Origin of the sequence: Parasphingopyxis marina (genome assembly GCF_014237875.1) — a bacterium.
Lineage (GTDB): Bacteria > Pseudomonadota > Alphaproteobacteria > Sphingomonadales > Sphingomonadaceae > Parasphingopyxis > Parasphingopyxis marina.
Window position 1 is genome coordinate 1,152,585 of record NZ_JACJVJ010000001.1, and the last position, 12,764, is coordinate 1,165,348.

The 12,764-nt window shown below is 54.0% G+C and carries 9 protein-coding genes and 1 tRNA gene; 3 read left to right on the plus strand and 7 right to left on the minus strand.

Features of this window, described 5'->3' with window-relative positions; translation table 11 throughout:
• Window positions 1-43 precede the first annotated feature (43 nt).
• Together H6P80_RS05765 and H6P80_RS05770 are read left to right on the plus strand one after the other, a co-directional pair.
• Window positions 44-3,055, plus strand: coding sequence for an ATP-binding protein (locus tag H6P80_RS05765; RefSeq protein WP_185800354.1), 3,012 nt, complete (start codon window positions 44-46; stop codon window positions 3,053-3,055).
• Window positions 3,048-4,955: a response regulator receiver domain gene (locus H6P80_RS05770; RefSeq protein ID WP_185800355.1), complete on the plus strand. Its 1,908-nt coding sequence runs from the start codon at window positions 3,048-3,050 to the stop codon at window positions 4,953-4,955. The genes H6P80_RS05765 and H6P80_RS05770 overlap by 8 nt, the downstream gene beginning before the upstream one ends.
• A 49-nt stretch (window positions 4,956-5,004) precedes the next feature.
• Here H6P80_RS05770 and H6P80_RS05775 read toward each other — a convergent pair whose 3' ends face one another.
• The 7 genes from H6P80_RS05775 to dapB all read right to left on the minus strand — a co-directional run bounded on the left by H6P80_RS05775 (window position 5,005) and on the right by dapB (window position 11,865).
• Window positions 5,005-6,123 (minus strand): DNA cytosine methyltransferase, encoded by a 1,119-nt coding sequence (locus H6P80_RS05775; protein ID WP_185800356.1) that lies wholly within the window; start codon window positions 6,121-6,123, stop codon window positions 5,005-5,007.
• 261 nt (window positions 6,124-6,384) lie between these two features.
• Window positions 6,385-8,523 (minus strand): bifunctional DNA primase/polymerase, encoded by a 2,139-nt coding sequence (locus tag H6P80_RS05780; RefSeq protein WP_185800357.1) that lies wholly within the window; start codon window positions 8,521-8,523, stop codon window positions 6,385-6,387.
• A 197-nt stretch (window positions 8,524-8,720) separates the two neighbouring features.
• Window positions 8,721-9,713 carry a tyrosine-type recombinase/integrase gene (locus tag H6P80_RS05785; protein ID WP_185800358.1) on the minus strand — a complete coding sequence of 331 codons (993 nt, stop codon included), beginning with the start codon at window positions 9,711-9,713 and terminating at the stop codon, window positions 8,721-8,723.
• A 124-nt stretch (window positions 9,714-9,837) separates the two neighbouring features.
• Window positions 9,838-9,914, minus strand: a tRNA-Arg gene (locus H6P80_RS05790).
• A gap of 77 nt (window positions 9,915-9,991) precedes the next feature.
• Window positions 9,992-10,405 (minus strand): hypothetical protein, encoded by a 414-nt coding sequence (locus H6P80_RS05795; RefSeq protein ID WP_185800359.1) that lies wholly within the window; start codon window positions 10,403-10,405, stop codon window positions 9,992-9,994.
• Window positions 10,406-10,457: 52 nt separating this feature from the next.
• A complete protein-coding gene (nth, locus tag H6P80_RS05800) occupies window positions 10,458-11,120 on the minus strand; it encodes an endonuclease III (protein WP_185800360.1) in 663 nt (220 codons plus the stop codon).
• Window positions 11,121-11,136: 16 nt separating this feature from the next.
• Window positions 11,137-11,865, minus strand: coding sequence for a 4-hydroxy-tetrahydrodipicolinate reductase (dapB, locus tag H6P80_RS05805; protein ID WP_185800995.1), 729 nt, complete (start codon window positions 11,863-11,865; stop codon window positions 11,137-11,139).
• Window positions 11,866-12,060: 195 nt separating this feature from the next.
• Here dapB and H6P80_RS05810 point away from each other — a divergent pair, with 195 nt between their 5' ends.
• Complete coding sequence (locus H6P80_RS05810; protein WP_185800361.1) at window positions 12,061-12,762, plus strand: NAD-dependent deacylase; 702 nt, start codon at window positions 12,061-12,063, stop codon at window positions 12,760-12,762.
• The last annotated feature ends 2 nt before the right edge of the window (window positions 12,763-12,764 follow it).

The window sequence follows — 12,764 nt, forward strand, 5'->3', positions numbered from 1 at the left end:
GTAATCGAGACTTTGGATTGCGATCAGGGGGCTTCGCGCAAATATGGCGGATAAGCCGATACGATCACGGCGCAGTATGGTGAGCAGTGCGTCATTCCAGACGCGGGCAAGGACGGTCGATCATCTTGGGCGAGAACAGATTGCCGACTGCCCCACGGCAATCTCCGAACTCTGGAAAAACTCTTACGATGCTTATGCTCGAAACGTACAGCTCGACATCATAGATAGAGCAGAGCCGGTCGCCGTGCTGTCGGATGACGGTCATGGCATGTCTCGCCGCGAATTCGACGAGCGATGGCTGGTAATCGGAACGGAAAGCAAGCTGGACGATACGTCGTCGGTACCTAGGGTAGATCGCAATGGCTTGCCGCCTCGGCCGAGACAGGGGCAAAAAGGCATTGGCCGTTTATCTTGTGCGAATTTAGGCCCACTTTTGCTGCTTCTAAGCAAGCGTAAATCGGAAGATGCCGTTGCGGCTCTTATCGATTGGCGCCTTTTCGAAAACCCTTTCATAAACTTGTCAGACATCGAGATCCCGGTCGTAAATCTTGAAAAGCCTCAGGATATATTTGACCAGATCGAAGTACTCCATAACCTTCTTGTCACGAACGTGACCGGAGATGGACGCAGTGAAGAGGCCAAGCAGGTTCTAGAGGGCGCCTGGGCGGCATACGATAAAAACCATGCTCAAGAACACAAAGGTGTGGAAACAAATTTCACCGCTCCTTCGCTTGCGATCCAAAGTTTAGCCGCATCCAGCCCCTTCGAAGCTGCAGATTTGGATGTTTGGAAAAATTTTGGCGGTAAGCATGGAACGGTACTTATGGTGGCCGGTCTAAATTACGACCTGCGCGCGCAACTTGCTCACCCCCCGTTCGATGCCTCTGAGAAGGCTACTCGCGATAGGTTTAATCAAACGCTTTCGAGCTTTATCGACCCATACATCGTCGAAGATGACCGGGCGAAATCGAAACCGACTGCTCCCGACTTTCGATATGCCGTTGCAGTTCATCGCGGCGGTCGTGAAGAAATGGTTCTTGGCACGGACAAGAACTTCAACCGACGGCAGGTTGAAGGGATGGAACACTGTATCGAGGGGACCGTCAACGACGATGGAGTCTTTGTTGGCCGCATAAAAAGTTTCGGTACTTGGCTCCCAGATGCCGTTACTATCGAACCTCCCAAAAATGCAAAAATTCCTGACAGAGCGAATACGAAAATCGGGCCGTTTAGGTTCTATATATCCGCTATGGAATGGGACGCGATAAACTCCACGCATACGGCGCAAGAGCACCAGCATTACAAAGCATTGGCGGAACAATTTGCAGGTTTCATGATCTATCGGGATGGTCTGCGCGTTTTGCCTTACGGCCGAGCGGATAACGATTTTTTTGAAATTGAATCCCGAAGATCCCGTAGTGCGGGTCGTGAGTTCTGGAATCACCGCCAAATGTTTGGTCGCATTGCTATAAGTCGGTCGAGCAATCCGAATTTGAAAGACAAGGCGGGACGCGAAGGACTCCTGGATAACGTAGCTGCGAAAGCATTCAAATCGATCGTCGACAACATATTGATGGTTTCGGCACGGAGGTTTTTTGGATCTTCGTCGGATATTCGCAAGACGCAATTGCCCGACATTAAGGCGTCGAATAAGGCCGCACGCGCTCGTGAGGCGCGTCAACAACTTCAAAAGAGACAGCGGGCCGAATTTGCCAAACTGCTCGAAGCCCATCTCGCTTCTATACCGGGCATCTTGGAAGATTTATTAGCAGCAACCGATAGTCTAAGCATTGGCAACGATGATGAAATGTTGGCGGTCAAAGAGAGTCTCCATCACTTTGAAATAAAACTAGTTGAACTCGCAATTCCGGATGTTCCAAAAGCTCTTGGCAGCCTTAAAGGAGATTATGAGCGCTACCGAGAAGAATTCGCCTCTCTATCGGATGCTGTAAGCGCATATCGGGCCGCTTTCGAAGCAGCGGTTGCATCTTTCGAACCGACCAACCCCTCAAAGGCGGTCGAAGACTATGCCGTACAGATCAAGAAGAGTATTCGTTTACAGCTTCAGGACTTTTCGTCGCGAGTGGAAGGTATCCAAAAGCGCGAATTTGAGCGAATGCGTCAACTTCGAGCAGAGAGGGAGGATTTACTGAATCAAGAAATCGCGGACGAGATCCAGTTTTTTAGGTCGAATTTGCAGGATTACACGACGACTTTTTCGAAGCTGGAAACTATCCTTGGCAAAGCGCGCCAGGAAAATCGCAGTTTCTTTGAACCTTATGTTCGATCACTCGAAGCCTTGAGTGAGAGCATTGATCTTGAGACTCTCGCAGCTTCTGGAATGGAAGAACTCTCAGATGCGAGGAAGGAGATCGAAAGGCTCAATGCGCTTGCACAACTTGGTATTGCGGTAGAAATTTCCGGTCACGATCTCGAAGACTACGATAGCATTATCACTTCCGCTCTGGCTGGTTTCCCCGAAAGTATGAAGGAGCTGAAGGCCTACCAGGACCTACAGACAGGAGTGGAGGGTCTTACGGATCATCTTCGCTTCCTCTCGCCGCTGCGATTAGCTGGTCAAAGAGTCGAACGGGAGATTTCTGGTGCCGAGATCAGCCAGTACATAAGAAACTTTTTTGCGCCCGTGCTTGCGCGAACGGGAATAAGGTTGACGACCGATCCTCGGTTCGAAGGTATGATACTTTTAGACCGACCGTCCCGCATCATGCCTGTTTTTATAAATCTTGTGAACAACAGCATCTACTGGACCGCATTGAATCGAAAGGACGGAGAGATATCAATTCATACGGACGGTACTTCTGTAATAGTTGCCGATAACGGTCCTGGTGTTGCAGATGAAGATATCGAGAATCTCTTTAGTTTGTTTTTTACCCGTAAAGCTCGTGGAGGGCGTGGTGTTGGCTTGTATTTGGCGAGAGCAAACCTTACCGCTGGCGGACATTCCATCCGCTATAAAGAGGCGGAGGACAACGTCGAACTGGATGGGGCGGCGTTTGTTATAGAATTTACCGGTGCCGAGTTCAGCGATGAATGACACATACGCAAGCTTCATAGAAAAGGCGTTTATAGATCCTATTCGATCTGTTCTAATCGTCGACGATCAATACCCTACGATTGATGGAACGCTTGCCGCAGCAATCAACAAAGAGTGGCACCAAGAGGATTGGGAGCACCACGCAAAAGATGTTGAGCTGGTCATATCAGAGTTTCGAGGAGCAGGACGGCCGTATCTTTTAGATATTCACGACCCAAGCCTAATTTCGGGGAAGGACGCAGATCAACGTCCGAAGTTGGCGACCGAAGTATCTAAAGAACAAGAACCGGACGTAGCCGAACATCTGCATCAGACCGATCTATTGATTTTGGACTACAATCTCGAACCGGGCAATGATGAAGATGGGAGCTTGGCTATTTCAATAGCCCGGAGCATTCTGAAAAATGCGCATTTCAATCTCTGTGTGATCCATACGAACAAAGAATTGGACGAGGTATTTCCGGAAGTGTTGATCGGACTTCTGCATCCCGATCCAGACTTCGCGGATCCAGAAACTCTGCTTGATGCGAACCGTCGCTTTGAAAACAGCGATAAATATGACCCCGGCCGAGATCCAGGCGTCGGCCCAGCATTGAAAGCGCTTGTCAGTAAAGAGATTTACTTTCGCGCGAGAAGCGAAGGCCTTGATCCCTTTGTGATTGACGGTGGCGCTGGGGCAAGGTTTGTGCAGATTCTTCGCGACTATGGAGTGTCTGAAGAGGACTGGAGAACCTTCGTCGCCGGTGCTTTTGACGATTTCCAAAACGACGAAACGAATGGTTTGTCAGATACGGATCTTCGGATTGCAGCATGGAACGAAGGTCGCAATGGTTCGCCGCCTTGGATTCGATCTGATTTTGGATTTCTAGCTTTTACGAAGAAGAAGGAAGGGCCGCTGCTCAAAACTTTGAGAGAAGCCCTATCATCTTGGGGACCCCGACCGTCACGATTGTTAGCCACGATGGTTCGTGCGGAAATTGATGAGCACGGTATCGAAGTTCAGGATCGAATGCTCGGAGATTCATATGCCGCCGCAAATTGGTATTTACGTCTTGTCAAAGACAAGACATCTGCCCGATCATTTTTGATAGATGAAACCGTTCGTCGCCATACTGAACAGTTGCTGGCGGAGATACTGCCGAGAGTTTCCAAGTTCATGAATGAATTGATCGAGGCAGATGAAGCTACTCTTGAGGATGAAGGGAAGTTAGCAGGGGCAGACGCAGTTGAACCTGTACCAATAAAATCTGGAGCATATCTTCGGCTCGTGGACAAACGATTCGGCATCGATCTTTCGATAAACGAAAAAATGGATAGAGCGATCCGTGACCACAATGTTTTCGTGTGCAGTATGCCGGTGACAGGCTGGCATTTGCAGACGGGGCATGTTCTGAAGATTAATGATGCATACTGGTGTTGTTTGTCTCCGATTTGTGACCTCGTGCCGGGGCAAGGCAAAAACGATGCCCCAGATTCTTTCGACGGCTGGAAGCGTTTTACGGCCGTTTGGATGGACGAAGTCGAAATGGCGACTGCGCTCAAAAAAGTGAACAGCAATCGATATGTTTTTCTCCGGACAAGAAGCGGAGAACAAGAGCCCTACCAAGCATTTAAGATTGTCGATGGCTCATCCGACAATCCTGTGTGGTCAACTTTTTATGCTGACGATGATGGCAGATTGTTCTGGCCCGAGGAAAGATCGCAATCACCGTTACCACTGTCGATTAGGCGGCTGGAACGGAAACTTCCGAAAAAGGATAGTGAGAGCGGTAACTTTGAGTTTGCTGTTCGGGAAGCAACTGTAGTTGCGCAGTTGCGCTACGAATATGCCTTGAACCTTCTACAAACCCTTGGCGGTTCAATAACGCGGATTGGGTTGGACTTTCAAAAAAAATCGTAGCTGCGGGAAAGCGCAACCTTATTGCATACGGAAGCTTGGCGGCGAGTTGCTATTTTAGCTGATCGACAAGAAACTCGCAGAGGACTCGCGCCATTTCGACGGGGACGGCGTTTCCTATCTGCTTTCCTGCCGCCATAAGCCCGCCATGGAAGACGAATTGATCGGGAAAGGTCTGTAATCGTGCTGCCTGTCGTACGGTAATTCCATGGTCTTCCGTGGGATGAACAAACCGTCCTTTGGACGGGTTTACGCATGCTGTGGTCATTGTGGGGCCGGGTTTATTGGAGTCTATACGTCCATAAACGTCTTTATGACCGTCGTGGTTCTTGTGGCATTCCAACTCGCGTGATGACTCATGCCTGGAACCACCATTATGCGGTGTTGAAGCTAGGGCCGCCGTCACAAGGGGGCCGGAATTCATATGCTTAGCATTGGGGTCATTTGCTGTAGTCGGCCGGAATGCCGCTGCCGCTGTCTTCCAAGATAATTTTTTATTCACGCCAACTTCAGTCGGCTTGTGGTGCGTTGCTTCCGGAGGCCAATCAACGCCTTTTTCCAGTTTCCGTTTATGACGCCCTAGTATGAAAACCCTCTTTCGATTTTGCGGAACACCGAAATCACGTGCATTCAGCACTACAGGATCTTCAACAACGTAATCGGCCTTTTTCGCCATGTCGTACAATCTCTTCAGATAATGCTCATGCTTGGTCCGAAGAAGGCCCGGAACATTCTCGATAAGGAAAAGCGTGGGCTTCAACGCTTTTACGTAGTCAAAATATCGCAACAGCAGTGCGTTCCGAGGATCGTCGATGCCACTGTCGTGCAGCCGGTGCTGAGAGAATCCTTGGCACGGTGGGCCGCCGAGTAAGATGTCGCAATCTCCTTGCTGCAGCCCCGTTTCCTCCAGGAACTTCATTGGTCCGAATTCTATTATATCTTCGGCAATGACTTTCGTGTCTGGCGACCATTTTTTTTGGATATTTTCACGATAAGTTGTCGATGCATGCGTGTCGTATTCCAAGGCTGCAGCGACATGAAGTTCAGCCTGGATGGCACCAAGCGAAAATCCGCCGGCACCTGCGAAAAGATCGACTGCGACTAATTTAGTTTTGTCAGAATCGTCGGTGTTCGGACGATTAGTGTCCAAGAGGGCGATGTCAGACAGCATCTTTAAGTGTTAGCCGGCACCGCGTGGGGTTGGAAGCCAGCTGAAACAAAATTGTTGATTGTGCCTTTAGGGGCACGTTGGCGCCAGTGCGGTGGGCCGGAGAGCCTGAAGCCTTATACGGGGCCAATTTGTCTAACTGTCTAACTTACTATGTTGATTCGGAGAGGTGGATACAGTGAAGGGGAAGCTGAGAGAGCGCGAGAATACGCCCTCTCAGCTTCCTTAACAGCCTAGACAGTCAGACAATCAGGCAGCCACGTGTTATTGGTCAACGGACCGGATCAGGGGATCCAGATTGACTAGCAGACCATCATAGCGGGCGAATTCCGCAGCGCGGTCGACTGGTGGAACTTTCAGCCAAAACTGCGGATTGCAGTGAATCCACAAGCTTTGCCGTGATCGCTCATCCCGTATCCAATGGAAGGTGCCGTCATCAAACATCCTCCAGAAGCCTTCGGTTCGATGTTGCGCCACAGGCACAGCACCAAGTTCCTCAAGGGCGTCCGTCAGCTTTCTGCTGCTTACGTATCCTTCCGTGTACCGAAGGTATGCCTTCACCTCGGAGAGAGAAAAAACATCCCTTGAGAACGGAAATACCCGTTCCTGCATGGCGGTGATGACCGTTTGCTCCAACGGGCTCCTGCTGGATGTCCGCAACTTGGCTTTGGCTCTTGTCTCCGGCGGATGGGCTCGTGGATCGAATGTACTCAAATCCACGTGCTCCAGATATTGAAGAATGACGCCGAGATTTTCACGCCACCATGCCTGAAAACCGACATAGTAGTCGCTATCTCTCGCCACAGCGGGAGAGTCGACAAAGAAGATGCGGCGGTCCGTGTCTTCGATCAGCAACGGGGTCTTGAGATTGGAGAGAAATACGAAACTGGCGAGGTTCTTGGCTTCGCGGACCGGCACGTATTTCTCGTTTATCACGACCGTGTCGTCGGAGATCATATCCTTCAGACGATTGTACATCTGCAATCCGCTGCCAAGATTCAGTTCCTCGATCACAACCAAAAGGTTGTCGCCGAGGAAGCCTTGGAACTGGCCTCGAACCTCGTCCGAATTCGCTTTCCGAGTGTTCTCCATTCCAACCAATTGCCGCCAGATATTGATGAGAGTGGTCTTCCCGACACCTTGGTTCGTCGAGCGTAGAAGCAAAGCGTGTCCTAGCTTTTGGCCGGGATTACGGACCGTCCATGCTATCATCTTCAAAAGGTGTTCGCGTTCCTCATCATGTGGGACGAGGTACTGAAGAAAATCCTCAAACGGACCAGCGTCTCCCGGCACGCTCTCGATGCCCGGTGGCACGTAGCGGTTCAGATAGAGGAAATTACCTTCCCTGTAGATGCGGTCGGATGTCGTAGGATCGAAACCGAAATCATGCAGGATCAGTACAAACTCGTTCTTCGTTAGGATTGACGAAATCGAGCCCTTCTCCCCTTCAAGGAGGTGGTTATAGCTCCTGTTGAAAGCATTCGGCCTGACGGTCTTACCGCTTTCTATGTGGACGAATTCGTCGCGTTTCTGAAGAAATGCCCACTCGCAAGCGAGCGTCATCCACCCTACTGGTTCCTTGGAACCGGCGTTCCAGGCGCTGATGCAAGTTGCACGAGCCTCGGCTTCACCCAGCCCGATGGCACTACTGGCATCGCAAAGGGCGAGAACGAAAGGTTCCCAGTTGGCTTTTGCTCCCGCAACGTAGCGAGCGAGATTGAATGCAACGAGGTTAAGCGTGTTGTTCCGTTCTCCCTCTTTGCAGTCTTTCAAGCGATCGATCGATGCACGAAGCTGGCATTCCAGAACCCAAGCAAATCGGTTCTGCTCCATTGCTGTAGCCAGTTCCGGCGTCTCCGCAGATAGCTGTATCTGACGATGATTTGCGGCATCGGAAAGCAATACAGATTTCAGGTTTTCTGGGACTTCCGCGAGATCGGCTTCGAGAGGTGATATCTCCCACTCGTACTCAAAACCAGTTGAGTGAATGGATGGCGGGGCGACAACATAGCCGCCTTCGCCACGTACATCGAGCTTGTGGGATGCCAGTCCAACCGAATTACGAACTTCATAGTCCGGATAACGAAAATAGATGTGACGGCCTCGGGCAGTTTTTGCGGTAGGTGTGCACGGCAGGTCCAGCTTCGCAACAAACTCTGCTGCTTCATCACTGTCTATATCGAGCACCAGAACGCCGCTCTGGCGGCCACATATGAGGCCAACATTAAAATTTAAGCGGTGCCATTCGGCCAATTCGTCATCGGTTGGTTGTCTGTCACGATACTCAGACCATTTGACAACAGGACGTTTGCCTCCTGCTTCGACTGGAAAAACGTAGAATCCAGTGTCCACAAGTACAGCAAACGGGTTCGGGTTTTCGGGATTTTTATGCAAACTATTCAAATTCTTAACTCCACATGGGATTAAGAAGAGTTTTGACATAGTTCGCAGTTGGATTGCAGGCAGATAGTATAAGATGCATATATTACAATAAATTATTACGAATTTTGCGATAAAACGTTATTTTCGTAAGATAAGTTGATAATGCATCTATCTTTTATTCTAACCCTACTTAAGTCCGCAAAGTTTACGTGTCAGCGTTATGCGCCAGCCCTTTTCATTTTCAGTAGGATGTTTTGTGGTTTAGGATGCGTGTATCTGAACAGCATTTTCGGGTCTTTGTGACCTGAGATGAGGGCGACTTCGGGAACGTTTAATCCGATCTCAAAGAGCCTCGATATTGCCTCGTGCCTCAAGTCGTGAAATCTGAAATCGTTCAGATTTGCTCGCGTCCGAAGCCGCTCCCATGCACTGCGAATAGCCTCTCCCGACACAGGGAAAATTCTATCTTCTGTACGGGGTTGCGTTGACAGGATCGAGATCGCGCTTTTCGAAAGTGGTACAGTCCTTGTCTCGCCGTTCTTGCTATGGCGAATATGAGCGGTTCCGGCCGATAGATCGACATCCGCCCAAAGTAAGCTCAAAATTTCGCCGCGCCGCATGGCAGTGGACAAAGCAAATTCCATCACTGGTCCGAGATGACGGTTTCGTGTGTGATGCAGAGCCTCGCGCAATTTCTCTAGCTCGCCCTCTCGCAATCTTCGCGTCCGCTGATCCCTGACCTCTGGACGCTTGATGGCCGATACAGGGTTGGTCCCAGTGTCGATGCCCCACTCGCGCGCGGCAACGGCGAACGCATGACGCAACACAGTGAGTTCTCGCCGAACGGTTCCGGGCTTAACTTCTGAAAGGCGTTCGTCGCGATAGGACGCAATGGCAGCGGGTGTGACGGCTGACAAAGCGAGATCACAGAGCGGAGCATTCTGCATCTTCGAGATACGTAGCTGCTCGCTGGCACCACTTCGTTTGAGACTGGAAACGTCGTTCTTGTAGCGCTCCAACAAGTCTCGAAGTGTGATCTTCGATAGCGATTGTCCGTTGAGGCAGGGATAGCGCGCATCCAGCATCGCTTCCTGCGACCGCGCCCATGCGAGGGCCGCGCTTTTCTTGGCAAAGGTCTTGTATCTGGGTGTGAATCCCTTGCGCCTAATTTGGACGTACCAGCTATCGCCGCGTTTCCTGATCGTAGCCATCTTGTCGCTCCGTGTGTCATTGCTGTGTCACGAGCGATGGATTGGACGTGCCGACGGGACGCAGGCGTATCGGTCCAATGAGCAAAGCCCAAGGAAAATCGGCGGTTGCGGGATTTCAGGAAGCTGGCGCACCCGACAGGATTCGAACCTGTGGCCTCTGCCTTCGGAGGGCAGCGCTCTATCCAGCTGAGCTACGGGTGCGTGGGCGAAGCGGGTAGCGGAACGGGCGGCTTTCGCCAACCCTGTTTATCGCATCCGCCCGCTTGCCCGCCGCTGCGCTATTCTTCCGCGTCTTCAGGAAATTCGATCGGCGTGAATTCGCCGAGCCCGCAGCTTGCGCCGCGCATGAAGGCGCCGCCCGTCCGGTTGAGCACGGTGATGATGTCCGACGAGCAGAGCTGGCTGAGCGAGGTCGAATAGCTGAACGCGCGTTCGAACCGGAGGCCGCCGCAGCGGTTGGCCATGGTGTTCCGGTACGTCCGGCCGCCGGTCATCACGAAGTCGATCGTCTGATCGTCGCGGACTTCGGTGCTGCGGATCTGGCGCAGCGGGATGCAGCGTTCGGCGGTGCCGATGGCACGGGCCTGCTGCCATTCGGGGAGCTCGTCCTCCATGGCGGTGGCGGGGAGGGCGAAGGCGGCAATCCCGGCGGCGGCGCTGGCAACGGAAAGGGCAAAAATCGATCTGCGCATGGTGTCTCTCCTTTGGGCTGTCCGGAATAATGAAGCCCGGATGAACGGCAGTTTAAGGCATCGCCTTTCGTTTCGGCGCGGGCGCCGGCGTCTTCGGTTTATAGCGGCAGAATTCGGCGACCTGGCAGCGCCAGCATTCGGGCGTCCGCGCCTTGCAGATATAGCGGCCGTGGAGGAGTATCCAGTGATGGGCGTGGCGCTTGAAATCCGCCGGCGTGACCTTTTCCAGCTTCAGTTCTACCGCCAGCGGCGTCTTGCCTGGGGCAAGCCCGGTGCGGTTGGAAACGCGGAAGATATGGGTGTCGACCGCGATGGTTTCCTCCCCAAATGCCTCGTTGAGCACGACATTGGCGGTCTTGCGGCCGACGCCCGGCAGTTTTTCCAGCGCCTCGCGATCGCGCGGCACCTCGCCGCCATGCTCGTCGACCAGCATCTGCGCGGCCTTTATGACGTTCTTCGCCTTGGTGTTGAACAGCCCGACCGTCTTGACGTGTTCCTTCAGGCCTTCCTCGCCCAGGTCCAGCATCGCCTGCGGCGTTTGCACCTGCTTGAAGAGTTCCTTGGTTGCCTTGTTCACCCCGATATCCGTCGCCTGCGCCGAGAGCGCCACCGCGACGAGCAGCGTGTACGGATTGACATAGTCGAGCTCGGTCTGGGGCTCCGGATTATTCTCCGAAAGCCGGTGGAAAAGCTCGTAGATATCGGCCTTTTTCATGGGGCTCGGTTTTCCTTCAAAGCCCCAGCACGTCGCCCATCGAATAGCGCCCCGGTTGCTTGCCCACGAGCCAGAGCGCGGCCTTGATCGCGCCGCGCGCGAAGATTTCGCGGCTTTCGGCGCGATGGCCCAGTTCGATGCGCTCGCCCTCGGTGGCGAAGACCACCTGGTGATCGCCGGCGACCGATCCGCCGCGCAGGCTGGCAAAGCCGATTGCGCCGACGGTGCGCGCGCAATCGAGGCCCGCCCGGCCTTCCTCGCGCACTTCGCCCAGGGTCGTCCCGCGCCCTTCGGCGGCAGCCTTGCCGAGCAGCAACGCGGTGCCCGACGGCGCATCGACCTTGTGGCGGTGATGCATCTCGACAATCTCGATATCCCAGTCGTCGCCGAGCTTCGCCGCGGCATCGCGGACGAGATGGGCGAGCAGGTTGACACCGAGCGCCGTGTTCGCGGCCTGCAGCACCGCGATATCGGCCGCCGCCGCGTCGATCAGCGCGTGATGCTCGTCGCGCAGTCCGGTCGTGCCGATCAGGATCGGCGTGCCGGTTTCCCGCGCGGCGGAGAGAGAGTCGCCCAGCGCGGCGGGCGCGGAAAAATCGACGAGCACATCGGCCGCCGTCGCCAGCGCGCCGACATCGCCGCCATTGTCGACGCCGCCGGCCAGCGCCGCGCGGCTTTCCTCGATCAGCGCCGCGATCGCCCGGCCCATCCGGCCTTCGCTTCCGATAATTCCGATTGCGGTCATCATATGTTCGTCCTCGGCCTGTCGGCGGTTGACACTGGTTGACACAGGTCGCGGGTAAAGCGGCTTGCCTGTCCGTCCATCAGGTGGGTCTTTCGGTCCGTCATTCTGATTGTGTGGCAGACAAATTCCAACATTTACAGCTTTGCGTTTCCCGCTCCGGCTTGCCGCTCCGTTTCGCCCCGTTATGGATGAGGCATGTCGGAAATTTGCAATATCGTCGTGCTGACAGGGGCAGGCATTTCCGCTGAAAGCGGCGTGCCGACCTTTCGCGGGCCGGACGGGCTGTGGGAGGGGCAGCGCGTCGAAGATGTCGCGACGCCGGAGGCTTTTGCCCGCGACCCCGATCTGGTGCTCGATTTCTACGACCAGCGCCGCGCCAATCTGGGCAAGGTCGAGCCCAACCCGGCGCACCATGCCCTCGGAAGGCTCGACGCGGCGTGGCAGGGCGAACTGCTGATCGTCACCCAGAATGTCGACGATCTGCACGAGCGGGGCGGCGCGAAGCGGTTGCTGCATATGCATGGCGAGCTCAAATCCGGCTGGTGCCTGGCGTGCGGCGCCCGCCATCCGTTCGAGGGCAAGATGGCCCAGCGGCCGCCATGCCCCGTCTGCAGCGCAAGCGGCCATGTCCGTCCCGATATCGTCTGGTTCGGCGAGATGCCCTACCGGATGGAGGAGATCGACGCGGCGCTCTCTGCCTGCGACCTGTTCGTTTCGATCGGCACTTCGGGTGCCGTCTACCCGGCCGCCGGCTTCGTCCAGACGGCGCGGCATTATGGCGCCCGCACCCTGGAGCTCAATCTCGATCCCAGCGAGGGCAGCATTTTCTTCGAGGAAAGCCGGATGGGCCGGGCGGGCGATCTTGTCCCGGCATGGGTGGACGAGGTTCTGGGCTAGCC

Excerpts from the sequence above, each read along its gene's own strand:
- H6P80_RS05765 (WP_185800354.1), top strand. The coding sequence starts at position 44 with ATGGCGGATAAGCCGATACGATCACGGCGCAGTATGGTGAGCAGTGCG.
- H6P80_RS05770 (WP_185800355.1), top strand. The coding sequence starts at position 3,048 with ATGAATGACACATACGCAAGCTTCATAGAAAAGGCGTTTATAGATCCT.
- H6P80_RS05775 (WP_185800356.1), bottom strand. The coding sequence starts at position 6,123 with ATGCTGTCTGACATCGCCCTCTTGGACACTAATCGTCCGAACACCGAC.
- H6P80_RS05785 (WP_185800358.1), bottom strand. The coding sequence starts at position 9,713 with ATGGCTACGATCAGGAAACGCGGCGATAGCTGGTACGTCCAAATTAGG.
- H6P80_RS05795 (WP_185800359.1), bottom strand. The coding sequence starts at position 10,405 with ATGCGCAGATCGATTTTTGCCCTTTCCGTTGCCAGCGCCGCCGCCGGG.
- nth (WP_185800360.1), bottom strand. The coding sequence starts at position 11,120 with ATGAAAAAGGCCGATATCTACGAGCTTTTCCACCGGCTTTCGGAGAAT.
- dapB (WP_185800995.1), bottom strand. The coding sequence starts at position 11,865 with ATGACCGCAATCGGAATTATCGGAAGCGAAGGCCGGATGGGCCGGGCG.
- H6P80_RS05810 (WP_185800361.1), top strand. The coding sequence starts at position 12,061 with ATGTCGGAAATTTGCAATATCGTCGTGCTGACAGGGGCAGGCATTTCC.